Raw genomic sequence first — 25,151 nt, forward strand, 5'->3', positions numbered from 1 at the left:
CCTCTATTTTACCATTGTGGAACCAAAACAAAAACTGTGAAACATGCGCCAGCACAACATTCCACAGCCGAAAAATTATATACTTTCCTATAATACGAAAAATGAGCTCGCTGACAAGCTCCCCATCGTTCCCATCTACTATGAGAGCGGACTTCACGGCAACCCGAATGAGGGGTTTGTTGGCGATGTGACCGGGTCGGACTACGGTTTTTGCGTCTACCATGGCCCGATAGCGGCATTGGCAGCCGAATACATCCCATCCGATCGCGTGGAGGATATCAGCGGACAGGACTTCACTTCTGTCCTTTCTGCCCTTGACCGAGGCTTCCCTGTTTGGGTCGTCACTACGACAACTTTCCTGCCCGATGATGCGTTGGAAGTGTGGCAAACGCCGACAGGCCCGGTCAACATCAGCTACATCATGCACAGCGTTGTGGTTGTCGGGTACGATGCCGATAGTCTTTACATAAACAATCCCTACGGCCAAAAGGACCAGAAAGTCGACAGGCAGAAATTTATCCTGGCTTGGGAACAAATGGGCAAACAAGCCATCTACATCAGAGCTGGGACGCCCGGTCAGGCGGAAATGCAGACAAAAGAATAGGATTCCGGTTTTATCCGGAACCCTATTCTTTTGTTTGTTTCAACACTAGCGGAATTTATTTCTTTTCGTCCTCATGCATTTTGCGGATCAATTCATCGATCTTGCTGCCGTAAGCCACCGATTCATCACGTTTAAAGATCAATTCCGGTGTCTTGTAAAGTGTCAAACGCGTTCCAAGTTCCTTGCGGACAAGGCCAGTAGCCTTATCCAATCCCAGTTGCGTTTTTTCACGATCGCTGGCAAGTTCCGACAATGTGCTGTAATAGATGGTTGCTTGCTGCAAGTCACCGGTGATTTCCACATCAGTGATGTTTACATTCGCAACACGCGGATCTTTTACACGCTTAGCCAAGATATCATTCACTTCGCGTTGTATTTCTTGTTTGATTCTTCCTGCTCTGAAATTAGCCATTTCGGTTCACCTCTCACTAGTTCGATTGCTGTGGCGCTTTATTTCTTGATTTCAACCATATGATACGCTTCGATGACATCATCGATGCGGATATCGTTGTAATCTTCGATCATCACACCACATTCGAAGCCTTTTTTAACTTCTTTGGCATCATCCTTGAATCGTTTCAAGCTGGCAAGTTTGCCGTCGAAAATGACGATGTTGTCGCGGATGATACGGATACTGCTGCTTCTTCCGATGTAGCCATCGGTTACGAAAGCTCCACCGATTGTGCCGACTTTAGAAACTTTATAGGTCTCACGGATAAGCGCTTGACCGGTTACTTGCTCTTCGAATTCAGGATCCAGCATCCCATTCATCGCTGTTTCGATTTCATCGATGGCATTGTAGATGATGCGGTGCAGACGGATGTCCACATTTTCGTTATCCGCTTGGATCTTCGCTTGAGGAGTCGGACGGACGTTGAATCCGATCATGATCGCGTTGCTGGCTGCCGCCAAGGTAACGTCACTCTCGTTGATTGCGCCTGCTGCCGAGTGAACGATCTTGACGCGGACACCTTCGACCTCGATCTTTTGTAAGCTCGCAGCCAAGGCTTCAACTGAACCTTGCACGTCAGCCTTGATGATGACATTGACATCTTTAAGTTCTCCGTCTTTCAAGCTGGAGAACAAGTTGTCCAAAGTCACGCGATTCTGCGTTGAACGTTGCTCCATAAGGGCACGTTTCGCACGTTCTTCACCGGCTTGACGCGCTGTCTTCTCATCTTCAAAGACAACAAAGTGATCCCCGGCTTGCGGTGCTGCATTCAAACCTGTGATTTCGACTGGCATTGCAGGTCCAGCCGTTTTCACGCGTCTGCCTTGATCGTTGGTCATTACGCGGACACGGCCATGCGTGTTACCTACTACGATCGGATCGCCGATTTTCAAAGTACCTGACTGCACCAAGACGGTAGCGATCGGTCCTTTTGATTTATCCAAACGGGCTTCGATTACGGAACCGATCGCTAAACGATTCGGATTAGCTTTCAATTCCTGAACCTCAGCAACCAACAAGATCATTTCCAACAATTCATCGATCCCTTGACCGAATTTAGCTGAGATGTTGACGAAAATCGTTTCGCCGCCCCAAGCTTCCGGAACCAAACCTTGATCGGATAGTTCCTGCATGACGCGATCTGGATTTGCTGTCGGTTTGTCGATTTTGTTTACGGCAACGATGATGGGAACATCAGCCGCTTTTGCGTGGCTGATGGCTTCGATTGTCTGTGGCATCACACCGTCGTCAGCTGCGACAACGATGATTGTGATATCTGTGACATCCGCTCCGCGGGCACGCATCGTCGTAAAGGCAGCATGTCCTGGTGTATCCAAAAACGTGATCGGCTTGCCATCGATTTTGACCTGATAAGCGCCGATATGCTGCGTGATTCCGCCTGCTTCGGTTTGGATTACGTTCGTGTTGCGCAGTGAATCCAAAAGCGTCGTTTTACCATGATCGACGTGACCCATGATAGTGACAACTGGAGGTCTTGCAACTAATTCTTCCGGATTTTCTTCCATTTCGAAATAGCTGTCCAAATCGGAAATATCCTGAACAATTTTTTCTTCGGCTTCGATGCCATAATCAGTAGCCAACAATTCCAAAGCATCTTTTCCCAATGCTTGGTTTTGAGTGACCATGATGCCCATCAGGAATAACTTTTTGATGATTTCAGCTGGCTCACGGTGAAGCTTTTTGGCAACTTCCATTACATTCATGCCGTCTGTATAGACGAATGTTTCCGGTAACTCACGGAATTTGCGTGGAGGAACTGCCGGTCCTTGCTTGGTCGTGCCTTTTTTGAACTTCGAGCGTTTGTTTTTGTTGTAGGGATTGTTGCCTCTCCCTTGATTTCCTTGGCTGCGCGGATTGGATCCGCCTGAATTTTGACCGTATGATGGACGGTTTGATTTGGCTGGCGCATTGGTAGTAGTATTCGTGTTTGCAGTTTTCTGCACTGGTTTGTCATTTGATTTGTTTGGCGAAACAGAGTCAACTCGATTCATTTTAGTATTTGGACGGTTTTGTCCAGCTTGGCTTGTGGCTTGCGCCGGCCGATTTGTATTCTTTTCTGCTGTAGTTCTTGTTTGTCCTTTATTTTCGGAACCGTTTTTTGGATTCGGAGAAGGATTCGATGGTTTATTTTTCATGTCTGTGTTTTTCCTCAGTTCACTCTTATCAGTAGGTTTATGTATTCCGGTTGCAGGCGCCTTTTTGCTGTCTGCTGGTTGCTTCTTCTGTGTCGCATTGGATTGCGGTGCACTTGGCTTGGCAACCTGATTCCCAGCAGTGGAAGAGATGGATTGGTTCAACTTTTTGATGTCTCCGTCTTCCATGGTTGACATATGGCTATGATAATCGATCCCCAATTGTTTTGCTTTATCCAACACCGTTTTGCTGGATATCTTGTGTTCGTTTGCATACTCGTAGACACGTTTTTTTTCCATGTCATCACCTTCCCTTATCTCATTACTTTGTTCCTTTCAGCCGCATGAAACTTTTAGCGAATCCTCTATCTGTCAAGGCGCAAATGGAACGGGACTTGCCTATTGCTTGACTGATTTGTTCCGAAGTGAAATGCACCAGGAACGGGACTTCATAATAGCGGCATTTGTTTTCTAATTTTTCTTTGGTGTTATCGCTGCAGTCCGTCGCACAGAGGACGAAGACTGCTTCATTTTTTTGGATGGACTTGATGGTCATTTCTTCACCTGTGATCAGTTTGCCGGCACGCAATGCCAATCCGAGCAAATTCAACATCTTATCTTCAGGTGTCATAATAAGCTCCTTGCTTTTTGGTGTTCGACATAATCGAACAACTCCTGATAGAACGCATCACTGATCGCGATCTCGAGGTGTTTGTCCAAAATGTGTTGCTTCCAAGCCTTCTGCACCAATGCAGGTTCCAGAGAGACATAGGCTCCACGGCCATTCATGCGGCCGGTAGGGTCAATGGCGATTTCACCTGCTTGATTTTTTACGATTCGGACCAATTCTTTTTTTGGTTTCATCTCATTGGAGACGACACATTTCCTCATCGGAACTTTTCTTGTCTTCATAAACCTTCACCTCACTGATTAGTCTTGATAGTCCTCTGCTAATTCATCATAGCTTTGTTCCGGATCTGTCTCGACTTCCGAGATCAGCTGCTCTACATCTTCAGGATCAAGGATTTTTTCATCGTTTTCGTATTCTTCCGTATAATCCGTTTCGTCCGCTGGAACAGCGATATCTTCAGCGACTTCCTCAGCCGTAAATATCTTATCCAAGCCAGCGAAGGAATTGATTGCATCAGCATCTTCTTCATCTGCTGCAACTTTTTGAGCACCGGATTCCATCAATAACTTATTATACTCCGTTTCGGACTTGATATCGATTTTATAGCCTGTCAATTTGGCCGCTAAGCGCGCATTTTGACCTTTTTTACCGATTGCCAAGGATAGCTGATAATCAGGAACGATGACTGTGCAACTGCCGTCTGCTTGATGGAAATCCACATTCACGACTTGTGCCGGATTCAATGCATTTCCGATGTAGATCGACGGATCTTCGTTCCATTCAACGATATCCATATTTTCTCCGCGCAATTCATTTACGATCGCTTGGACACGCTGACCTCGTGGTCCCACACAGGTGCCGACAGGGTCGACGTTCTTATCGCGGGAGCGCACGGCTACTTTTGAACGGTCTCCGGCTTCACGTGCGATCGAAACGATTTCGACTACGCCATCGAAGATTTCAGGAACCTCTTGCTCAAACAAGCGCTTCAGCAAGTCGGGATGACTGCGGCTGACAAATACCTGCGGCCCTTTTGAAGTGTTTTCGACTTTTGTGATGTACACTTTGATGCGGTCGTGCGGCTGGAACGTTTCATTCGGAATCTGCTCTTGCTTAGACAATACCGCTTCAATTTTCCCGAGGCTCACATAGATATAACGGCTGTCCATTCTTTCGACGACACCTGTCAAAATGTCATTCTCATAGGCGATGAATTGATTGTATACGATGCTGCGTTCCGCTTCACGGATACGTTGCATGATGACTTGCTTGGCTGTCTGAGCGGCAATCCGTCCAAAATCTTTGGGAGTGACCTCAAAACGGATTTTGTCGCCTAATTCGTATGCTTTGTTGATCTGCAGAGCATCCTCCAGGCTTACTTCCAAAGTCGAATCAAACACCATATCCACTACTTCTTTAACAGCGTAGACATGAATATCTCCCTTTTTCATATCGAATTCCACTTCAACGTTTTGGGCCTGACCATAATTACGTTTGTATGCGGACACAAGCGCAGCTTCCAACGCACTGATGACAATCTCTTTTGAAATACCTTTGTCTTTTTCCAACACTTCAAGAGCACTTAACATTTCTTTGCTCATATTACTTCTTCACTCCTACTCTCAAAAAATGATTAAAATTGGATAGCCAATCTTGCGTTTGCAATCTGTTTTCTTTCGATTTCGATATCTTTTGTTCTGGTTTTGATTCTGATCGTCAATACGACGGACTCGTCATTTAACTCCTTCAACGTTCCTTCGTAGAACTTCTCACCATCAATCGCCTGATAGAAGGACAGATGCACGTATTTACCGATGGCATTCTGCATATCTGCTTCAGTCTTTAATGGACGCTCTGCTCCTGGTGAGGACACCTCCAGGAAATACGCTTGCGGGATCGGATCCGGGTCGATGGCATCCAAAGCTTCACTGACTTTTTCGCTGATCAATGCACACTCTTCGATATCGATGCCGCCTGGTTTATCTATATAGATTCTGAGAAACCAGTTTTTCCCTTCCTTCAAAAACTCCATATCCACTAATTCTAAATTCTGTTCATCAACTATTGGTTGAACCACTTCTCGAACTTCATCTACTACACGACTCACAGAAATCCTCCTTTATCAATCCTACACCACTGTCATACATTGGCTGACTGCGTAAAAAGAGTGAGCGTTTCCGCTCACTCCATCCGACGACTTATTCTCATATAATCATACACCATTGTGTCAGTAAATGCAAGGACTTACCAATCTAATGGCTTTGGAATAGCCTTCCCCTAAAAATCAAATAAAGAAAGTTGATTTTCGTCAGGTAAGTTTTTCAACACGCCATTTTCATTCATATAGTCGATGATCGTCTTCGAAACCTTCCCTCTTGTCGCCAGATCCTCTTTTGACAGGAATGGTTGGTTTTCCCTCGCTTGAACGATTTGGTTCGCCACGTTTTCTCCCAGCCCTTGAATGGCACGGAATGGCGCAATCAGCGTATCCCCTTCAATCACAAAGTTCTTCGCATGCGATTTGTCCAAGTCTACCATTTTGAAGGTGAAGCCGCGCTCGACCATTTCGTTCGCCAATTCCATTACGGTCAGCAAACTTTTTTCCTTGACCGAAGCTTCCAAACCCTTATCCATGATTTCTTTCATGCGGGTCTTGATCATTTCTTTCCCTTGCGTCATCGCGACCAAATCGAAATCCTGCGCGCGCACGGAGAAGAAGGCACAGTAATAACGGATCGGTTGGTGCACTTTGAAATAAGCGACGCGCAAAGCCATCAGTACGTAAGCGGCAGCATGGGCTTTCGGGAACATATATTTGATCTTGAGGCACGATTGGATATACCATTCAGGTATTTCCTTCGCCCTCATCTCTGCCTGCCAATCATCAGGGATCCCTTTCCCTTTACGGACACTCTCCATGATTTTGAAGGCCAGACCGTCATCCATACCGTGATGGATCAGATAGACCATGATGTCATCACGACAGCCGATAACGTCCGCCAACGGGATGTTGTTCTCGCGGATAAGCGTTTCGGCATTGCCCAGATAGACATCGGTCCCATGGGAAAGGCCGGAAATCTGCAGCAACTCCGCAAAGGTGTTCGGACTCGTCTGCTCAAGCATGCCCCGGACAAAGCGCGTTCCAAATTCAGGTATTCCGAGTGTGCCGGTTTTACTGAATATCTGATCCGGCGTGATACCCAACACTTCGGTGCCACTGAATATTTTCATGACATCCGGATCATTGGGCGGGATTGTCTGCGGATCGATTCCGGACAGATCCTGCAGCATCCGGATAACGGTCGGATCATCGTGTCCAAGTATGTCCAATTTCAGCACGTTATCATGGATGGAGTGGAAGTCGAAATGAGTTGTTTTCCACTCAGAATCCTGGGCATCGGCCGGAAACTGGATCGGCGTAAAATCGTAGACATCCATATAGTCCGGAATGACGATGATGCCACCGGGATGCTGTCCTGTCGTCCGCTTAACGCCTGTGCAGCCTTTTGCCAAGCGATCAATTTCCGCTGATGAGAATCTGAAGTTGTGATCCCGCTCATAGGCTTTGACATATCCAAAGGCCGTCTTGTCCGCTACCGTACCGATCGTTCCGGCACGGTACACATACTCCTCCCCGAAGAGCTCCTTCGTGTAGGCATGGGCATGTGCTTGATATTCCCCTGAGAAGTTCAAGTCGATATCGGGTACTTTGTCTCCGTAAAAACCAAGGAAGGTTTCGAATGGGATATCGTGCCCATCGCGATCCATGTTCGCCCCGCATTTCGGGCAGTCCTTCTTTTCCAAATCGTAACCGGAACCGACCGAACCGTCTTCATAGAAGTAGGAATATTTGCATTCAGGACAGCGGTAATGCGGCGGCAAAGGGTTGACTTCCGTTATCCCGGTCATCGTGGCTACAAAACTTGAGCCGACCGAGCCCCGGGACCCTACCAGGTAACCGTCCTGGTTGCTCTTCAGCACCAATTTTTGGGAAATCAGATAGATGACCGAGAAGCCGTTGCCGATGATCGAATTAAGCTCTTTCTCCAGTCTTTTTTCGACCAGCTCAGGGAGTTCTTCGCCATAAAGACGCTTAGCCTCATCGTAGGAAAGTCGCGTGACTTCCTCATTCGCACCTTCCATGTTGGGTGTATACAATTGATCTTTGATCGGCACGATCACTTCAGTGCTGTCAGCAATTTTCTGGGTATTGTACACGACGATTTCCTTGGCTTTTTCTTTCCCCAGGAAGGAGAAGCAGTCCAACATCTCATCTGTCGTCCGGAAATGGGCTTCCGGCATATGCAGAACTTTCCCTTGGTTCACTTTCAAGGACCCGATCAATATTTCCCGGTAGATGGCGTCCTCCTTGTTCAGATAATGGACATTCCCGGTTGCGACGACCGTTTTGCCCAGTTCATCCCCGATGGCAACGATTTGGGTGATGATTTCCTCCAGATCGCTTTCATTCTTGACTAATTCCTTCGTGATGAGCGGGGCATAAACCTCTTTCGGCATGACTTCGATGTAATCGTAGAACTTGGCTTTCTCCTTTGCTACCTCTGCCCCTTTTTGCATCATCGCCTCAAATATCTCGCCTTCGCTGCAGGCAGAACCGATCAACAGGTTTCCCCGGATTGCTTGCAGAACGCTGCGCGGAAGGCGCGGTGTCCGGTAATAATACTCGATATTCGAAGCAGATATGATTTTGAACAGGTCCTTCAGTCCATCTTGATTTTTTGCCAAAATCGTTGCGTGGAACGGCCGTGCCCGTTTGTACGAATCGCCGCCGCCAATGTATTTGTTGAGTTCATCATGAAACAGGATATTATGATCTTCGCGTGCTTCTTTCAGGAATATCCAGCAGAGTGCCCCCGTTGTTTCGGAATCATAAACTGCTCGGTGATGCTGTTCCAAGCCGACACCATAGCGTTTCGCTAATGTATTCAAACGATGGGATTTCAAGTTTGGGTGCAAGAAACGGGACATCTCCAAGGTGTCGATCACCGGATGCGGCGCCTCTGGCATGCCATGGCGTTCATAACTGTTGTTCAGGAAGCCCATGTCAAAACTGGCATTGTGGGCTACGAGAATGGAACCTTCAGAGAATGCCGCGAACTCCTCCAACACCGTTTTTTCCGGTTTGGAGTCACGCACCATGTCATCGGTTATGCCGGTCAATTGGATGGTCGTCTGCGATAAAGGATGACCCGGATTGATGAACTCTTCGAATGTCTCAATGACATTTCCTTTGTACATTTTTACGGCAGCCAGCTCAATGATCTTGTCGTACACTGCCGACAAGCCCGTCGTTTCCACGTCGAATACGACATAGATCGCTTCGCTAAGATCCTCATGGACCGGATTATAGGCAATCGGAACACCGTCATCGACGACGTACGCTTCAATCCCGTACAATATTTTCACATTATTCGCTTTTCCGGCTGCATGGGCGTCGGGATAGCCTTGCGCGGCGGCATGGTCAGTCAGCGCAATGGCTTTGTGTCCCCATTTGGCTGCTTGTTTGACAAAATCACCGATGCCATTGGTGGCATCCATCTGACTCATATTTGAGTGCAGATGCAATTCGACTCTTTTTTCATCTTCGGGCGCACGATCTTTCCGTTCCGCATGCGCCACCTCATTGACGTCACGGCCATTCACAACCAAGTCACGCATGAACGTGTCTTCCTGGACACTCCCGCGAACGCGCACCCAGATGCCTTTTTTGACCAGCTCGAAGTTTTGTTCATCTGTTTCATTTGACGAGAACAGCTTCACCGAAAACGAGGAAGTGTAATCCGTCATTTTGAATACGAGCAATTTACGGCCGGAGCGCAGTTCCCGGATTTCGCTGTCAAAAATGTAGCCTTCGATGACCACGGAACGCTCTTCTTCAGTGATCGACGCCATCTGCTTGATTTCTTCCTTGCCGGAGATTTGTCTGCCGATCAGCAAGGGGCCATTGTTGCCTGCTTTCGATTGCGAGCCGTCACTGCGTTGTCTGTCCTGTTGGTTTTGTTTGATGGCTTCTTCTGCTTGTTTGACCAACATTTCATCCTGCTCTTGTTTCCTTGCCAGATATTGCGCCATTCTGGCTTCGGATGCTTCCTCGTCCACTTCGATCGTGATTTGGAAACTAGGGAACCCCAAGACCAGATAATTCTGTTGGATCACCGATAAGTAGTTATCCGCTAAATGATTTTTGGTGATCTCATTTTCAACATTGATCACGACTTTGTTGTTCAAGACGACTGGCGTATGTTTAGCAAAAAGCGTCTGGACCAGCGGCGAGGATATGTTGCTGCGCTGGACGATCGTTTCCCAATAATCCAGGATGCTTTCGTTGGTCAGGATCGGTTTCCTTGTTTTGATCTGAAAATCGATCGTGGCGATGGATTGAAATTTTATTTTCATGTGGTTCATCAAAGCATTGAACACTTCGAAAGGCAGGACGTTATCAAAAACGAACTGGAATGACCATAATTTGGATTTTTTATGCACGATGACCTGTTCGATTTCCCCGTTTTCAAAATACGGCAGGTACTCCGGCTTGTGATGCAGATTTATCTGTTCCAGCATCTGCTGGAACAATTCATGTTTCGATAATGCCATTTGATCGCTCCTTCTCAACTAACAAACAAAAAGATCCAAAGAATGAGCTTTCCTTTCTTTGAATCTTTCTATTTTCTTCCTAAATCATTGGCCAAAGAAAAATCTTTGGATATCGTTCCAAGTGACGATGACCATCAGCAGGAGCAACAGCCCCATTCCGATAGCTGTGATGATGCCTTCCTTCTCTGGATCCAGCGGCTTGCCTCTGATTCCTTCCACTACGTTCAGCAGCAGTTTCCCGCCATCCAATGCCGGAATCGGCAAAAGATTCACGACACCAAGGTTGATGCTCAAGTAGGCCAAGAAACTGAGCACGCTCAGAAAGCCATAATCAACAACTTGTTCCGTTGCCGCATAGATGGCGACAGGCCCCCCGAATGAATCGGCTTGGAAGCCGGTCCTGAACATGGAGAAGACCAATCCGAAGATCGAAGTGGCTATCAACCAAAATTCTTCGAACCCGTAACTGATTTTAGCCATCAAGGTGCGATCCATCGGGGGAGCGACACCAATCAGCCCATAGTCATTGCCTTGTTCATCGGTTTTCGTGTCGGGCGTGACGAGGACATCACGCGCTTCCTGTCCGTCAGTCACGACAGAGAGTGTGATTTCGTTGCCCGGATTGGCTTGAATGGACGCAACCAGTTCCGTCCATTCAGCGATTTCTTCGCCGTTCACAGCCAGGACTTCATCATCCGCCCGTAATCCGGCTGCTTCAGCAGGGCTGTCAGGTTGGATTTCACCTAGGCGATTATCGTTGACCGTAACGCCGCCTTGCACGAACGCAATCGCGATGAACACCGCAATACCCAAAATGAAATTATTCATCGGTCCGGCAAAGTTTGTCATCATCCGTTTCAGCAAGGGTGCTGATTGGTATTGCACATCGATGGGAGCGATCTGAACCTCTGTTCCGTCCGCTTCGATGATTGTCGCATCGCGTTTGACTTCATAGGTAATAGGTTCCGAGCTTCCCGGAATGATGCCCTTTATGAAGAGCGCCTGTTCCAGATCAGCTTCCAGTAATTCTATCGGAACAGCATGCAGATGCTGTTTATTGCTTAAATCTATTTGAGTGACCTGTTGTGCCTCATCCAGGGATATGTTAAGCGGCATACCGGGTTTCAACTCGGTATCCTCATCCCCGATGCCGGCCATCCTCACATAGCCGCCGATAGGCAGCATCCGGATCGTATAGGTCGTTCCGTTTTTGCGGTGAGAGAAAATTTTCGGTCCCATTCCGATTGCGAATTCACGAACCAAAATGCCAGCTTTTTTTGCAAAATAGAAATGGCCGAATTCATGGATGATCACTAATATGCTGAACACGATGATGAACGTTATGATTGTCTGAAACATGTAATCCCTCCCTTTCTGTATCTTGCCTTGCTGTTCTTAAAATATGAAATTCAGAAAAATATGGAACACAGGCATCACAAAAAGCGTACTGTCGAAACGATCGAGCATGCCGCCATGTCCGGGCAATATCTTCCCGGCATCCTTCACGCCAAAATAACGTTTGAATGCCGATTCGACCAAATCACCCATCTGCCCACAGACCGAAAGCAGGGCTGCCAGCATAATCTGGAGGCCCATCGATAACCCCAACGGATTGTAGTAATGGAAAAACACGATAGCGATCAGCACCGCAGCGATCGATCCGCCGACGGAGCCTTCGATTGTTTTGTTGGGGCTGATTGCCGGTGCCAATTTGTTCTTGCCTATTTTTCTGCCTATCATGTAAGCGCCGATATCCGTCCCCCAGATGATGAACAGCACTAAAAGCACCATCCAAAATCCGATATCCCTTGTCTGCATGAAGTAATAGAATCCTCTCCCGACATAAAGGGATGTCAGCACGGAAGCGGCCGCATCGTCAAAGGTGAAATCATTTCTTGAGAATACTGTGAATACGAACAGTATCAATGCTTCCAAATAAATCAAAAGCATCGCATCGATGCCGTCAGGGATGAAATGCAGATAGGATTCCGGCAACATCAATAGGACGGTCGCCAAAGCGGTGATGATACCCTCCACACTGAAGATGGTCAGCTTTTTCATCTTCAGTAATTCTTGGACAGCGATCAAACCGATTGCTGTCATGAGCAGTTGCAGCGCCAGTCCCCCAAGCCATAAGAATGGGATAAACACGGCGGCAGCCACTATGCCTGTGATTACTCTAGTTTTCATAAGATCCTCCTATATGCCGCCGAAACGACGATTGCGATGCTGATATTCAGCTAACGCAGCCCGCAAGCTGGTCGTTGAAAAATCAGGCCAAAATTCTTCCGTAAAGTACATTTCACTGTAAGCAGCCTGCCAAAGCAAGAAGTTGCTCAAACGGATTTCCCCGCTGGTGCGGATCAGCAAGTCGGGATCCTGCCATTCACCAAGCACACTTGTGAATAGGTATCCGGAGAATACTTCATCGGTGATTTCGTCTTCCGAGAGTTTTCCCGTTGCGACATCGCGCGCAATCATTTTTGTCGCTTGAAGGATTTCAGCCCTGGAACCGTAATTCAGAGCGAAATTCAGAATCAAGCCGGTATTGTCTTTCGTTTTTTCGATCGCATTTTGCACTACCTTCAGCGTCTTTTCGGGTAATTGATCAATCCAGCCGATGGTTGTCACTTTGATGTTGTTCTGCATCAATTCCGGCATGAACACATCAAAAAAATCGATGGGCAAACCCATCAAAAAATTGACTTCGTCAGTCGGACGTTTCCAGTTTTCTGTTGAAAAGGCATATAGCGTCAATACCTTTACATCAAGGCCGCTTGCTTCTATGGCTATCCTTTTCACGGTATTCATGCCCTCTTTGTGTCCGTAGACCCGCGGCATCAATTTTTTCTTTGCCCAACGGCCATTTCCGTCCATGATGATGGCGACATGGGCTGGAACGATGCCGTTTTCATCGAACGGCATTTCTGTTTTTGGATTCTCACTCTTGAATAGAGCCATGCTTTATCCCTCACTTTTTCATAACTCTCTATATTTTAACAAAAACCCGCTTGAATTCCTATGATTAACAGGAATTTATAAAATATTTAAGTGTGGCCACTATTTTAAAAAGAGCCAGGGCACAAATCATTCGAAATGATTTGTGCCCTGGCTCCTTTTCAACGGATGAAATTTTAAACGTCCAAAATTTCTTTTTCTTTGTCAGCTGTTATTTTGTCGATTTCTTTGGAAGATTTGTCGGTGAACTCTTGCACTTTCTTTTCATAAGTGCGCAACTCATCTTCTGTGATTTCTTTGTTCTTTTCTGCTTTTTTCAATGCTTCAATGGCATCGCGGCGAATATTACGGATAGAGACCTTAGCCGCTTCGTTTTCTTTGCCGACAGTTTTTGCCAACTCTTTGCGTCGCTCTGAAGTCAGTGCCGGGATCACCAAACGGATGACACTCCCGTCATTGGCTGGGTTGATGCCCAAGTCGCTTTGGTAAATCGCACGTTCGATATCACCGATACTGGATTTATCGTATGGTGTTACCAACAACATGCGTCCTTCAGGAATCGTGATGGAAGCCAATTGATTCACTGGCGTGTTCGTTCCGTAGTATTCCACTTCGATGCGATCCAATAAACTCGCATTCGCGCGGCCTGCACGAATCGAGCCAAGCTCGCGGATCAATGCAGCTTCCGTTTTTTTCATTCTGTCGATCGCATTATCAAGGATTGCTTTAACCATGATTATTTCCCCCTAACAGTCGTTCCGATATCTTCTCCCAGTATAACACGGCGAATATTCCCTTGTCTGTTTAAGTTAAATACAACCAGCGGGATGTCGTTATCCATGCTTAATGAGCTTGCTGTAGTATCCATTACTTGCAGTCCTTTGGAAATAACATCCAAATGAGTCAATTCAGAGAATTTTGTTGCGTTCAAGTCCTTCATCGGATCGGATGAATAGACCCCATCAACATTGTTCTTAGCCATCAAAATAACGTCAGCATTTATTTCAGCGGCACGAAGGGCTGCTGTCGTATCAGTAGAGAAGTAAGGATTGCCGGTACCGGCAGCAAAGATCACAACGCGTCCTTTTTCAAGATGACGGACAGCACGTCTGCGGATGTACGGTTCGGCAATCTGTCTCATTTCGATGGAAGTCTGAACACGGGTCGGAACGCCTGCATTCTCCAGTGCATCCTGCAGAGCCAAAGAATTCATGACAGTCGCCAGCATCCCCATGTAGTCGGCTTGCGCTCTCTCCATGCCCATTTCAGCGCCTGTCGTGCCGCGCCAAATATTGCCGCCGCCCACAACGATAGCTATTTCTACGCCTAAGTCATGTACTTCTTTGATTTCTTTAACGATTTCTTCGATCGTCGGCGGATTGATTCCGAAACCAGTGTTGCCCGCTAAAGCTTCACCGCTTAGTTTTAAAACAACGCGTTTGTATTTTGGTTCACTCATTCTATATTTCCCTCCGTAATTGGCTGACCCCTGATCAATCAGGCTTATGACTATGATAAAAAAGCCCCAATTAAGGGGCAATTTACATTATTTTTTAACTTGGCTCATAACTTCTTCTGCAAAGTCCACAGAGCGTTTTTCGATACCTTCGCCTACAGAGTAGCGAACGAATGATGTAACAGCGCCGCCTTTAGAACCAGCATATTGTGAAACTGTTTGATCTGGATCTTTAACAAAAGGTTGATCGTTCAATGAAATTTCGCTCAAGAATTTGTTCAAACGGCCTACGATCATTTTTTCTACGATGTTGGCTGGTTTGCCTTCGTTCAATGCTTGTTCAGTCAGAACTTTCTTTTCATGTTCAAGTTCTTCAGCAGAAACTTCGTCGCGTGAAACATATTTAGGATTGATGGCAGCGATGTGCATAGAGATGTCTTTAGCAGCATCCGCATCAGTAGTTCCTTCCAATACTGTCAACACAGCGATACGTCCGCCTTGGTGCAGGTAAGCACCAAAAGCATCTGCATCCGTTTTTTCAACGATAGTAAAGCGACGCAAAGTAATTTTTTCGCCGATTACTGTAGTAGCGCTCAAGATAACATCGTTTAATGTACCGTCAGCAGTTTCGATTGCTAAAGCAGCTTCCACAGTTTCTGGTTTGTTTTTAGCGATGATTGCTGTGATATCAGCTACTAAGTTTTGGAATTTGTCGTTTTTCGCAACAAAGTCAGTTTCTGCATTGATTTCAGCGATTACGGCTGTATTTCCGTCAACATATACGTTTGCAAGTCCTTCAGCAGCGATACGGTCAGCTTTTTTAGCTGCTTTAGCCATACCATTTTCTCTTAGGTAGTCAACCGCTTTTTCCATGTCGCCATCGACTTCTACTAGAGCTCTTTTAGCATCCATCATGCCTACGCCTGTCATGTCGCGTAATTCTTTAACCATTTTTGCTGTTACTTGTGCCATTCTATGATTCCTCCTGAATATTCTTTTTCATAAAAAAAGCTGTCCCAAAGAGAATAGAAAAGATGTCTGCTACCAAATTGGCTATATCTTTCTTCTTTTCTGAGACAGCTCGTTGCTTCAAACTAAATAGGAAATATTATTCGTTGTTGCCTTCTACGACTTCAACGATTTCTTCTAATGAAGTTGCTTCGTCAGCTTCAGCTGCAAAAGTTTCTTCAACAGAAATTTCAACTTGATCTTTCCCTTGGTTTCCTTCGATGAAAGCATCAGCCATTTTAGCAGTGATCAATTTAACTGCGCGGATAGCATCGTCATTTGAAGGGATTACTACGTCGATTTCATCTGGATCACAGTTAGTGTCAACCATAGCGACGATAGGAATGTTCAATTTGTGAGCTTCTTGAACAGCGATTCTTTCTTTTCTTGGGTCAACGATGAACATTACATCCGGGATTCTAGGCATATCTTTGATACCGCCCAAGAATTTTTCCAAACGTTCTTGTTCTTTTTTCAAGATAGAAACTTCTTTTTTAGGAAGTAGTTCGAAAGTGCCGTCTTCAGACATAGCTTCGATTGATTTCAAACGTTTGATACGTTTTTGGATAGTATCCCAGTTAGTCAAAGTACCACCTAACCAACGGTGATTTACGAAGAACTGACCTGAACGGATAGCTTCGTCTTTGATTGAATCTTGCGCTTGTTTTTTAGTACCTACGAATAAAGCTACGCCGCCTTCTTCAGCAACGTTAAGCATATATTTGTATGCTTCGTCAACTAATTTCACCGTTTTTTGCAAGTCGATGATGTAGATACCGTTTCTTTCTGTAAAGATGTATCTCTTCATTTTTGGGTTCCAACGACGAGTCTGGTGACCGAAGTGTACGCCTGCTTCCAATAATTGTTTCATTGAAATTACTGCCATGTTTGTTTCCTCCAAGTTTGTTTTTTATTTTCCTCCCCCGATTTCTTCTACAGCAGAAACTCATCTTACGATAAGCAACGTCCGCCGTATCGATCAAGGTGTGAAATGTGGTTTTGAACCGTTGATAATTATATCGAATTATACTGAAAGAAGCAAGTTTTTTTTCTGGAAATGGATATCAGGCGACCTCATCACCGGATATTTCAGGCTTGAATCCCCAAAATCTGCTTGATGTCATCGTTCGTCAACCGTTGGCGGCTGAGCGCCTCTTCCCCTTCGGATACGATCAACTGATCAAAGAGCATCTTTTTGTCCTGCTGCAGCTGATTGATTTTCTCTTCGATGGTTCCCTCAGCGATGAAACGGTACACCTGCACGTTTTTCTTTTGGCCGATGCGGTGTGCTCGCCCTGCGGCTTGCTCTTCTACTGCCGGGTTCCACCACAGATCGAAAAGGATGACCGTATCTGCACCGGTCAGATTCAACCCGGTGCCGCCCGCTTTCAGGGAAATCAAAAAGACATCCGTCTGCCCTTCATTGAACTGATTGACCAGCGTAAGCCTTTCGGCGGGAGGGGTTTTTCCGCTGAGATACAGATGACTTAGATTTTCCTTGACCAACTCCGCTTCGATCAACTTCAGCATGGACGTGAACTGTGAAAACACCAAAACATGCTGGTTGTTCTCTTGGGCATTTTTCAATATTTCGACCAGTTGCTCCAACTTCCCCGAACCGCCTTCGTAGGCCGCATCCACCAAACGAGGATCGCAGCAGATTTGACGCAGACGGGTCAGTCCGGCCAATATTTCCATCCGGTTCCGTTGGAAATCTTCACTGTCATAATCAGATACCTTTTCCTGCAGTTGCTGCAGATAAGCCAAATACATGATTTTCTGATCGCGGTTGAGGCTGCTGTAGATATCGGCTTCGGATTTTTCCGGAAGATCGCCCAGAACATCCGCCTTCAGCCTGCGCAACATGAAGGGTTTGGCTGTTTTCGAAATGTCCTCGAGTGACATTTTTTTAAATTCCTGCAGTTTCGGGAACAATCCCGGCAAAATCAATTGGAAGATTGCCCAGAATTCCGTCACGCTGTTCTCGATCGGCGTGCCGCTCAACGCGATATTTACCCGGGCATTCATCTTCGCTATGGCACGGAACGTCTTCGTATTGTAGTTGTTGACGTATTGGGACTCGTCCAGAATCATCGCGTAGAAGTCGCATTTTTGGTAGGACTCGATATCCTGCCGGAAACTTTGGTAAGAGGTTATCGCAATGCCGTTCTCAGGCAACTGGGACAACTGCTCATCCCGTTCCTTTTTCACGCCGCTGATGACGCTTATCTTAAGCAACGGCGCAAATTTTTGAAATTCGTACTTCCAGTTGTAGATCAGTGAAGCCGGTGCGATGACCAAAGCGGGTTTGGCATCATTTTTGCCTTCCTCAACTTCGCTGAGCAGAAAGGTAATCAGCTGGAGTGTTTTGCCGAGTCCCATTTCATCAGCCAAAATACCGCCTAAGCCGTAGTTAGCGAGAAACTTCAGCCATTTGAAGCCGGTCACTTGATACGGACGCAAATCCGCTTGCAATGTTTTCGGCAGTTCAGCCGGAAACTCGTTCGGGTGCTTGATGAAATGATACAGTTCGTTTAGGAAATCTTGGCTGCCGACCTCAGGGTTCAGGTCATTGATTTCTTTTTCGAGCGTCATGCTCTTGATCATCGGCATGGAGAGTGTCCCATCATGAAGCTGGGACTCATCTTTGATCAATGAAAGGAAACGATTCATCTCTTTCATTGTTTCCGTCTCCAAAGATAAGATGCGACCGTCTTCCGTCTTATAATAGGCATCATTTTTTTTGAGGCTGTTCAACAATCTGTCTATTTCATTTTCTGAAATGCCACCAACATCAAAACGGATATCCAAAAAAGAATCCCTCGTCCTGCGTTGGACCGAAGTTGACACCTCTGTATTTTCCACTATCAGATTCTGCAGATCCGGACTTAATTCGACCTCAGCATAACGGCGCAAAACAGGTATTTTCCTGTAAAGAAAGCTGAATAGGTCAACATCCTTCGAAGCCAGGAAGGATACTTGGTTTTCGATTATGTTGAATTCCAGATTTTCCAACACCTGCAGGATCCGTTCTTCGCCTATTGTGTCCCTGATCAGGAATTGGGACTCTGCTTTCGAGGCGCGGTTCTGTCGGAAGACCGTTTCGCCATATTTGAAGAAAATTTCACCCTTTATGCGCTTGGCCGGACCACGGAAATGAATGGAAACAGTCAGCGGCTCATCGATGATGTTGCGCTCCAATTCTTCGCTGAAGTGCACCGTTCCGATCTGTTTCAGCAACGGAATGACATAGGTCAGCAAATCCGATACATCAGGCTCTTCGATTCCGATCACATTTGAGTCGTCAAAACGTTTTTCAAAGAACGAGAGGTACCCCAACAGTTTATGTTGCTGCACACTGAGTGGGTGAACTTTATTCCCCTCGATCAACCAGTCGTAATCCAACAGATGGATGATATTGTCACACTGGATGCGAAGTTCTATTCCCTTGCCTTTCTTTCCCAAAAGGAATTGATAGCCCGGTTTTTCGGGACTGATCTGCACATCCGGATACGTTTGCTCGCCGGCGATCCATTCGACGCGGCCGGTTTGGATCAAATCTTCCAAAATGGAGTGCGCTGAACTCGCCGGAAGGATCAGATAGGAATCCAATTTTCTGGCCGTGACGTTCAGCAATTGCTTATTCAACGCAGCGGGTTGCTCTTCAAGCAATTTATGCAACCGGTAGATGATGGGCTGGTCCATTTCCTGTATCTTCACTGTCCGGAAATCGATCCCATCGCCGAGACGATATTCCCATTTTTCTTGTTTGATGAATTGTTCCGTAAATTGTTCGATATTGGTGACCATGTAGGGTTTGTCGACCCCTGCACGCAAGGATAGAGCCAATACATGCTCACCTGTGTTTTGCATCAGATTGTTTGGTTTCATGCGCAGAACCTGCAGCGTATACTGCACTAAAAAATCTGCTTGGGTGTTCAGGCTCTGGGCGCCTTTGTTTTCTTGGAAGAAAATCTGCGTCAAGTCGTTCACAAATTCTTGACCGGCAGTTTCCGCGTCGACCTGAAACTGTTCCGCGCTGCTTTCCGTCAGAATACGGGTGCCGCATTTCTCCTTCAGATACAATTCAACAGCGATCGTATGCTTGCAATACTGATGATTTTTCCAGTACTTGCACTGACATACATCCTGTTCCTTGGCTGTCCCGTCTAAGGTGACATGATACATTTTACTGCCGAGCACCTCACAATGCCAAACCTGGCTGTGGAAATCCGGTTGCACGGATAGCACGCGATCCTCATTCACATATTCGCGTCCCTCTTGTATCAACTTGTCCGGCATACTCCATTTCACGCTATCACTTCCTCTGCTTCTTGCTGTCCATCCTTTATTGTACTGCAATTTCGTCGAAAAATATACCTTCTTCCCCTTTGATGGAGGCCAGAAGGGAATATTTAACTTGAAATATTCAACAAACTATCTCATACTGATTAGCATAATACCAAAGCAAAAGGAGCCCTGTCATGTTTTTTAAAACAGTCGTCATCATAGTCAGATTTCTGGTCCGAATCCTGAACGGCAAGACCGAAATCCAAAACAAAGAGTACATTCCGAAAGACACAGTCTATATCATTGCAGCACCGCACAGAAGTCTGCTGGATCCCGTTTTCATTTCGTTTGGCGTGTATCCGCACGAATTTTCATCAATGGCGAAGCAGGAACTCTTCAAGGGGAAATTCATGAACTGGCTGCTCACGCACATGAACGCTTTCCCTGTCAATCGCGAAAACCCTGGTCCGAGCGCCCTAAAGCAACCTGTTTCGATACTGAAGGAAGGCAAAACCAATCTGCTGATTTTCCCGACCGGATCAAGGCATTCCGCAGAAATCAAAGGCGGCACTTCATCCATCGCCAAGCTGGCCAACGTTCCGATCCTTCCGGTCGTCTATCAAGGTCCGCTCACACTCAAGGACCTCTTGAAGCGCAAAAAGGCGACTGTCCGCTTCGGCAAGCCCATCTACCTCCCAAATGAAAAGCGGATTTCCAGAGATGAACTAGCTGCCTATGACGAACTGATCGGAACAACCTTCCGCCAATTGGATCAGGAAATCGATCCGAATTTCGTCTACATAGCAAAGTGATGCCCCGGTGTTGTCCGGACTCACCACTTGCCCATTTAATAAAATTCAAAAAACAGCACCGGAATTTTTTCCGGCGCTGTTTTTTGGCATTGCTGCCGTATCAATTAAGCACGCAATCAATCGTTCATCGACTGGAGCATGTACATATCATAATAGGTTCCCCGTTTGGCAATCAGTTCTTCGTGTGTGCCTCTTTCGATGACGCGTCCTTTGTCCAACACCAGGATCAGATGGGCATCGCGAATAGTGGACAGACGGTGCGCGATTGCAATCGTCGTTCGGCCTTCCCGCATTTTCCGCATGCTTTCTTGGATCAGGAGTTCCGTTTCGGTGTCGATATTGGCCGTCGCCTCGTCAAGGATGAGCACTTTCGGATCCCGCAAAATGGTTCGGGCAAACGAAATCAATTGTCTCTCACCGCTTGAATAACTGGCTCCGCGTTCGATCACTTTTGCATGATAACCTCCCGGCAGCGACTCGATGAATGAATCGGCATGCACAAAGGCAGCCGCGCCTTCAATATCGCGGTCGGTATAATCCTTGTTCATCAAACGGATATTATGCGAGATGTCGCCGTAGAAAAGGAAGGAGTCCTGCAGGACCAAGCCTATTCTTGAGCGGATCTCATCGATCGGATACGTCTTGATTGATTTCCCATCAATCAGGATATCGCCTTTCTCGAAATCGTAAAAACGCAGCAAAACATTGATGATGGAACTTTTGCCGCTGCCTGTGTGGCCTACCAACGCGACGGTCTCACCCGGATTCGCTGTGAAGCTGATGTCCTTCAGCACATCCTGCTTGCCGTCATAAGAGAAGGATACGTTTTTGAATTCGATCCTGCCTTGGATGATCTCCAATTCCGAATCTTTGGGTTGGCTTGGTGCCAATTCGGCATTATCCAATACGCTCAGGACCCGTGAACTGGAGACGATGCCATCCTGCAGGGCGCTGAGGTTATCCATCATCATCCCCATCGGACGGAAGAAATTTTGGATGTAGGTAGTGAACGCATAGATGACCCCCAGCTCCACGACACCATTCAACGTCTGGTAGCCAAATAACCAAAGGACGATCGCCAACGCAATTGCCTGCAACAGATTGACGACTGGCATCAACATCAAAGCGTTCATCTGAACCATCGCTACGCGCCCTTTGCTGTAATCGTCATTGATCGCATCAAATTCTGCGCGCAGACGTTTTTCTTGGCGGAACTGCTGGATGATTGCCATGCCGGAAATCGATTCATTCAATTTCGTGTTCAGTTGGCTCAGCCTTTCGCGCATCGTGCGGTAAACGCGCGTGCTGTACTTTTGGTAATACCAAATCAGGCCGGCCATGATTGGGACAAATACGATGAAAAGAAGGGAAATCTGCTTATCCAATGTCCACATAGCGATGAACACTGTGATGATACTGAAAATTCCTTCTGCCAAGGCCAAAAAAACATTCCAGAATTCCTTGATGGTTTCTGTATCATTCGTGACGCGCGAAACGATCGACCCGGCCGGCGTCGTGTCATAGTAGCGCATCCCCAATTGATTGATCTTACGGAAAACCGCATTGCGGATATTCTCAACGGTTTGTTCCGACGCCATGCTGAATATATAACGCTGCAGATACGTGACCAACATCTTCAGCAGGACGGACCCCACATAAGCAAGCGCAAAAAGCATACTGATGTTGGTCGTGACATTGCCAACAGCCAGATAATCATCCATATAAATTTGGATGATGCGCGGTGCAACCACATTGACCAACGACAACGCGATACTGAAAAGTAAAGCAATCAAAAATTGATAGCGGAAAGGATGGGCAAATCGGAAGATTCGTTTGACTATCCGGAGTTGTTCCTTCAATGGGATTGTTTTTGACCATACTGATCCACTCATGCTTCATCCGCCCCTTCCAATTTGGTTTCGAGTTGTTGTTTTTCGTACATCCTGCGGTACCATCCGTCCTGTTCCATCAACTCATAATGAGTCCCGCGTTCGACGATGCGCCCTTCATCAAGGACGATGATCTCATTTGCATGCATTACGCTGCTGATTCGATGGGCCGCAATGATCGTTGTCTGATCGGCTCTCTTTTCCTTAAGACCCGTCAGGATCGCTTCCTCCGTCTTCGCGTCCACCGCGGATAAGGAATCATCCAGGATGAGTAGCTCAGGTTCAGTCACCAAAGCCCGCGCAATCGCTATCCGCTGTTTTTGTCCACCGGATAAGGAAACGCCTCTTTCACCGACCAAGGTATCGTAGCCATCCGGAAAACCGAGGATATCCTGATGGATGGCAGTCAAGCGCGCTGCCTCTTCAACCTGTTGCTGGCTGAGGGAGGGATCAGCGAAACGGATGTTTTCCCTGACATCTGAAGAGAACAGGAAGTTGTCTTGGGGAACGTAACCGATTCCGCTCAGCAATGCATCCAATGAATAATCACGGATATCGATCCCGTTGTAGTTGATGCTGCCGGCATATTGGTCATACTCACGCAACAGCAGACGGAAAATCGTACTTTTGCCCGATCCGGTTCTGCCGACAATCCCTAACGTTTGTCCCCGCTCCAAATGGAAACCGACGTCCCGGAGGCTGATTTCTGCGCTGTTCGGATAGCCGAAAGAGGATACCTGAAAATCCAAATCGCCTGTAACCGGAGTCCGGATAGCATCCTTCTGCTCCTGAATCGTTGATTTTTCCTTCAGGAGCTCATCGATCCTGCTGTAACTGGCACTGCCTCGTTCCAGTACATTGAACAATCTGCCCACTGCCAACATCGGCCATGCCATCATTCCGATATAACTGAAGAACGAAACCAGCTGACCGATACTGATGCTGCCCTCCACGACAAAACGGCCACCAAAGATGATTGTCAATGCAAAAGAAAGCCCCAAAATAAGTTGGATCGCCGGATCAAACAAAGCATCGACCAAATAGACAGCTTTATTTTTCACGACGACATCCTTCGTCATCGCTTCAAAATCATGTATATCCTCTTCTTCTTCGCCAAACGTCTTGATGACCTTCACGCCGGATACACTCTCCTGCGTTTTATCATTCAGATTAGAGAAAGCAGCTTGTGCCTTGCGGAAACGCTTGTGCATCTTCTGTCCGAGGATCCTCGACACCAGCGTCAAAGCTGGCAACGGAATCATGGCGATGAGCGTCAAGCGCCAATCGATCAAGAAGAACATTGTGAAAAGCGTGATCCCGCCTGAAGAAATCGAATCCGCCAATGTCAGGATGCCTGCTCCCGCGACCATCCTGATCGCATTTAAGTCATTCGTCGCATGCGCCATCAGATCGCCAGTTCTGTATTTCTGGAAAAAGATAGCGTCCATTTCGGTGAAATGTTTGAACAATCGTGAACGCAGTATCTTTTCCAGTTCTGCTGAAGTGCCCCAAATCTTCATCCGCCAAATATAACGGAAAAGGTACTGCAGGATGCCCGCAATCAATATGATCGCTGACCACTTCCACAAAGAAGCCATCGTTAGGGTCCCTAAGGCAATTTCATCGATGATGATTCCGACAACGCGCGGCGAAACAACCTGAAGTATAGCCACAATGATCAGGAAAAAGACGCCCACAAAATACGATTTCCATTCTTGACGGAAAAACCAACTCAATTTTTTGAAAATACTCACGTATATTACTCCCTTCTTACCTGTATTCAGACAAAATAAAAATGTGGAACCGGAGAGATCCACATTTTGTATATTATTTCATTAGTCTATTTCTTTTTCTTTGTTGATTGTGCTTTCATAGAAGCCAAAATCTGTTTTACTTTTCTTTCGGATGGTTTTTGACCCATCTGCATCATCATAGAACGCAACATTTCTTCATTGATCGGTGGATTTTCTTCAAAATATTTTACCATATAACGTCTTGCAAGGAAAAATCCGCCAACCGCGCCTATTACTATTCCCAAAATGACCATCATTACCCATGCTGTTGTTGACACGTATTCATCCCCCTTTCCAAAGCATTCATTCATTAATTGTACTAAAGATTATGAGAAAAAGAAATAGCAATCACGGATAAATTTAGCGATTTTTCGAAAACGCTTCGGCTGTTGCCGGTTCCGGGACAATTTTGAACCTATTCTTGCGTCATCCCCAAGATTATGCGAACATCTGTTTGATTTTTTGGATGATTAATGGTATCCTAAACTTAT

20 protein-coding genes are annotated in these 25,151 nt (G+C 46.5%); 2 read left to right on the plus strand and 18 right to left on the minus strand.

Annotated features, from left to right (window positions below; genetic code table 11):
* The first annotated feature begins 43 nt into the window (after window positions 1–43).
* Window positions 44–604 (plus strand): C39 family peptidase, encoded by a 561-nt coding sequence (locus C8U37_RS07215; protein WP_108032595.1) that lies wholly within the window; start codon window positions 44–46, stop codon window positions 602–604.
* Between the two features lie 55 nt (window positions 605–659).
* On the opposite strand, the gene rbfA is transcribed toward C8U37_RS07215, so the two are convergent.
* From rbfA to C8U37_RS07290, 15 genes are all read right to left on the minus strand, one after another.
* Entirely contained in the window at window positions 660–1,016 is a 357-nt protein-coding gene (rbfA, locus tag C8U37_RS07220; protein ID WP_086627880.1) for a 30S ribosome-binding factor RbfA, read from the minus strand.
* 38 nt (window positions 1,017–1,054) lie between these two features.
* Window positions 1,055–3,508: a translation initiation factor IF-2 gene (infB, locus tag C8U37_RS07225; protein WP_108032596.1), complete on the minus strand. Its 2,454-nt coding sequence runs from the start codon at window positions 3,506–3,508 to the stop codon at window positions 1,055–1,057.
* A gap of 22 nt (window positions 3,509–3,530) precedes the next feature.
* Window positions 3,531–3,839 (minus strand): L7Ae/L30e/S12e/Gadd45 family ribosomal protein, encoded by a 309-nt coding sequence (locus tag C8U37_RS07230; RefSeq protein WP_086627878.1) that lies wholly within the window; start codon window positions 3,837–3,839, stop codon window positions 3,531–3,533.
* Complete coding sequence (gene rnpM, locus C8U37_RS07235) at window positions 3,836–4,120, minus strand: RNase P modulator RnpM (protein WP_108032597.1); 285 nt, start codon at window positions 4,118–4,120, stop codon at window positions 3,836–3,838. The genes C8U37_RS07230 and rnpM overlap by 4 nt, the downstream gene beginning before the upstream one ends.
* 18 nt (window positions 4,121–4,138) lie before the next feature.
* Window positions 4,139–5,440, minus strand: a complete 1,302-nt coding sequence (gene nusA / locus C8U37_RS07240; protein WP_108032598.1) for a transcription termination factor NusA — start codon at window positions 5,438–5,440, stop codon at window positions 4,139–4,141.
* A 32-nt stretch (window positions 5,441–5,472) separates the two neighbouring features.
* Entirely contained in the window at window positions 5,473–5,946 is a 474-nt protein-coding gene (gene rimP / locus C8U37_RS07245) for a ribosome maturation factor RimP (protein WP_108032599.1), read from the minus strand.
* Between the two features lie 170 nt (window positions 5,947–6,116).
* Window positions 6,117–10,454, minus strand: coding sequence for a PolC-type DNA polymerase III (locus C8U37_RS07250; RefSeq protein WP_108032600.1), 4,338 nt, complete (start codon window positions 10,452–10,454; stop codon window positions 6,117–6,119).
* An 84-nt stretch (window positions 10,455–10,538) separates the two neighbouring features.
* A complete protein-coding gene (gene rseP, locus C8U37_RS07255) occupies window positions 10,539–11,813 on the minus strand; it encodes an RIP metalloprotease RseP (RefSeq protein ID WP_108032601.1) in 1,275 nt (424 codons plus the stop codon).
* A 36-nt stretch (window positions 11,814–11,849) separates the two neighbouring features.
* Window positions 11,850–12,644, minus strand: a complete 795-nt coding sequence (locus C8U37_RS07260; RefSeq protein ID WP_108032602.1) for a phosphatidate cytidylyltransferase — start codon at window positions 12,642–12,644, stop codon at window positions 11,850–11,852.
* Window positions 12,645–12,653: 9 nt separating this feature from the next.
* Window positions 12,654–13,415: an undecaprenyl pyrophosphate synthase gene (locus C8U37_RS07265; protein ID WP_108032603.1), complete on the minus strand. Its 762-nt coding sequence runs from the start codon at window positions 13,413–13,415 to the stop codon at window positions 12,654–12,656.
* Between the two features lie 173 nt (window positions 13,416–13,588).
* Entirely contained in the window at window positions 13,589–14,146 is a 558-nt protein-coding gene (gene frr, locus C8U37_RS07270) for a ribosome recycling factor (protein ID WP_108032604.1), read from the minus strand.
* 2 nt (window positions 14,147–14,148) lie between these two features.
* Window positions 14,149–14,871, minus strand: coding sequence for a UMP kinase (pyrH, locus tag C8U37_RS07275; RefSeq protein ID WP_108032605.1), 723 nt, complete (start codon window positions 14,869–14,871; stop codon window positions 14,149–14,151).
* 87 nt (window positions 14,872–14,958) lie between these two features.
* The gene (gene tsf / locus C8U37_RS07280) at window positions 14,959–15,840 is read right to left on the minus strand and encodes a translation elongation factor Ts (protein WP_108032606.1); all 882 of its coding nucleotides are present in this window, start codon (window positions 15,838–15,840) and stop codon (window positions 14,959–14,961) included.
* 136 nt (window positions 15,841–15,976) lie between these two features.
* A complete protein-coding gene (rpsB, locus tag C8U37_RS07285) occupies window positions 15,977–16,762 on the minus strand; it encodes a 30S ribosomal protein S2 (RefSeq protein WP_086627867.1) in 786 nt (261 codons plus the stop codon).
* A gap of 203 nt (window positions 16,763–16,965) precedes the next feature.
* Window positions 16,966–20,190, minus strand: coding sequence for a DEAD/DEAH box helicase (locus C8U37_RS07290; protein ID WP_108032607.1), 3,225 nt, complete (start codon window positions 20,188–20,190; stop codon window positions 16,966–16,968).
* A 170-nt stretch (window positions 20,191–20,360) separates the two neighbouring features.
* Here C8U37_RS07290 and C8U37_RS07295 point away from each other — a divergent pair, with 170 nt between their 5' ends.
* A complete protein-coding gene (locus C8U37_RS07295; RefSeq protein ID WP_108032608.1) occupies window positions 20,361–20,978 on the plus strand; it encodes a lysophospholipid acyltransferase family protein in 618 nt (205 codons plus the stop codon).
* A gap of 116 nt (window positions 20,979–21,094) precedes the next feature.
* Here C8U37_RS07295 and C8U37_RS07300 read toward each other — a convergent pair whose 3' ends face one another.
* The 3 genes from C8U37_RS07300 to C8U37_RS07310 all read right to left on the minus strand — a co-directional run bounded on the left by C8U37_RS07300 (window position 21,095) and on the right by C8U37_RS07310 (window position 24,938).
* Window positions 21,095–22,870, minus strand: a complete 1,776-nt coding sequence (locus C8U37_RS07300) for an ABC transporter ATP-binding protein (protein WP_108032609.1) — start codon at window positions 22,868–22,870, stop codon at window positions 21,095–21,097.
* The gene (locus C8U37_RS07305; RefSeq protein WP_108032610.1) at window positions 22,867–24,621 is read right to left on the minus strand and encodes an ABC transporter ATP-binding protein; all 1,755 of its coding nucleotides are present in this window, start codon (window positions 24,619–24,621) and stop codon (window positions 22,867–22,869) included. Before C8U37_RS07305 ends, C8U37_RS07300 begins: the two co-directional genes overlap by 4 nt.
* A gap of 86 nt (window positions 24,622–24,707) precedes the next feature.
* Complete coding sequence (locus tag C8U37_RS07310) at window positions 24,708–24,938, minus strand: YneF family protein (RefSeq protein ID WP_170100217.1); 231 nt, start codon at window positions 24,936–24,938, stop codon at window positions 24,708–24,710.
* Window positions 24,939–25,151 lie beyond the last annotated feature (213 nt).

The organism is Trichococcus patagoniensis (assembly GCF_003051085.1).
GTDB classification, from domain to species: Bacteria; Bacillota; Bacilli; order Lactobacillales; family Aerococcaceae; genus Trichococcus; species Trichococcus patagoniensis.

Bases quoted from the DNA above. Each gene is read 5' to 3' on its own strand.
- C8U37_RS07215 (WP_108032595.1), top strand. From the start codon at position 44: ATGCGCCAGCACAACATTCCACAGCCGAAAAATTATATACTTTCCTAT.
- rbfA (WP_086627880.1), bottom strand. From the start codon at position 1,016: ATGGCTAATTTCAGAGCAGGAAGAATCAAACAAGAAATACAACGCGAA.
- infB (WP_108032596.1), bottom strand. From the start codon at position 3,508: ATGGAAAAAAAACGTGTCTACGAGTATGCAAACGAACACAAGATATCC.
- C8U37_RS07230 (WP_086627878.1), bottom strand. From the start codon at position 3,839: ATGACACCTGAAGATAAGATGTTGAATTTGCTCGGATTGGCATTGCGT.
- rnpM (WP_108032597.1), bottom strand. From the start codon at position 4,120: ATGAAGACAAGAAAAGTTCCGATGAGGAAATGTGTCGTCTCCAATGAG.
- nusA (WP_108032598.1), bottom strand. From the start codon at position 5,440: ATGAGCAAAGAAATGTTAAGTGCTCTTGAAGTGTTGGAAAAAGACAAA.
- C8U37_RS07250 (WP_108032600.1), bottom strand. From the start codon at position 10,454: ATGGCATTATCGAAACATGAATTGTTCCAGCAGATGCTGGAACAGATA.
- rseP (WP_108032601.1), bottom strand. From the start codon at position 11,813: ATGTTTCAGACAATCATAACGTTCATCATCGTGTTCAGCATATTAGTG.
- C8U37_RS07260 (WP_108032602.1), bottom strand. From the start codon at position 12,644: ATGAAAACTAGAGTAATCACAGGCATAGTGGCTGCCGCCGTGTTTATC.
- C8U37_RS07265 (WP_108032603.1), bottom strand. From the start codon at position 13,415: ATGGCTCTATTCAAGAGTGAGAATCCAAAAACAGAAATGCCGTTCGAT.
- frr (WP_108032604.1), bottom strand. From the start codon at position 14,146: ATGGTTAAAGCAATCCTTGATAATGCGATCGACAGAATGAAAAAAACG.
- pyrH (WP_108032605.1), bottom strand. From the start codon at position 14,871: ATGAGTGAACCAAAATACAAACGCGTTGTTTTAAAACTAAGCGGTGAA.
- tsf (WP_108032606.1), bottom strand. From the start codon at position 15,840: ATGGCACAAGTAACAGCAAAAATGGTTAAAGAATTACGCGACATGACA.
- rpsB (WP_086627867.1), bottom strand. From the start codon at position 16,762: ATGGCAGTAATTTCAATGAAACAATTATTGGAAGCAGGCGTACACTTC.
- C8U37_RS07295 (WP_108032608.1), top strand. From the start codon at position 20,361: ATGTTTTTTAAAACAGTCGTCATCATAGTCAGATTTCTGGTCCGAATC.
- C8U37_RS07300 (WP_108032609.1), bottom strand. From the start codon at position 22,870: ATGAGTGGATCAGTATGGTCAAAAACAATCCCATTGAAGGAACAACTC.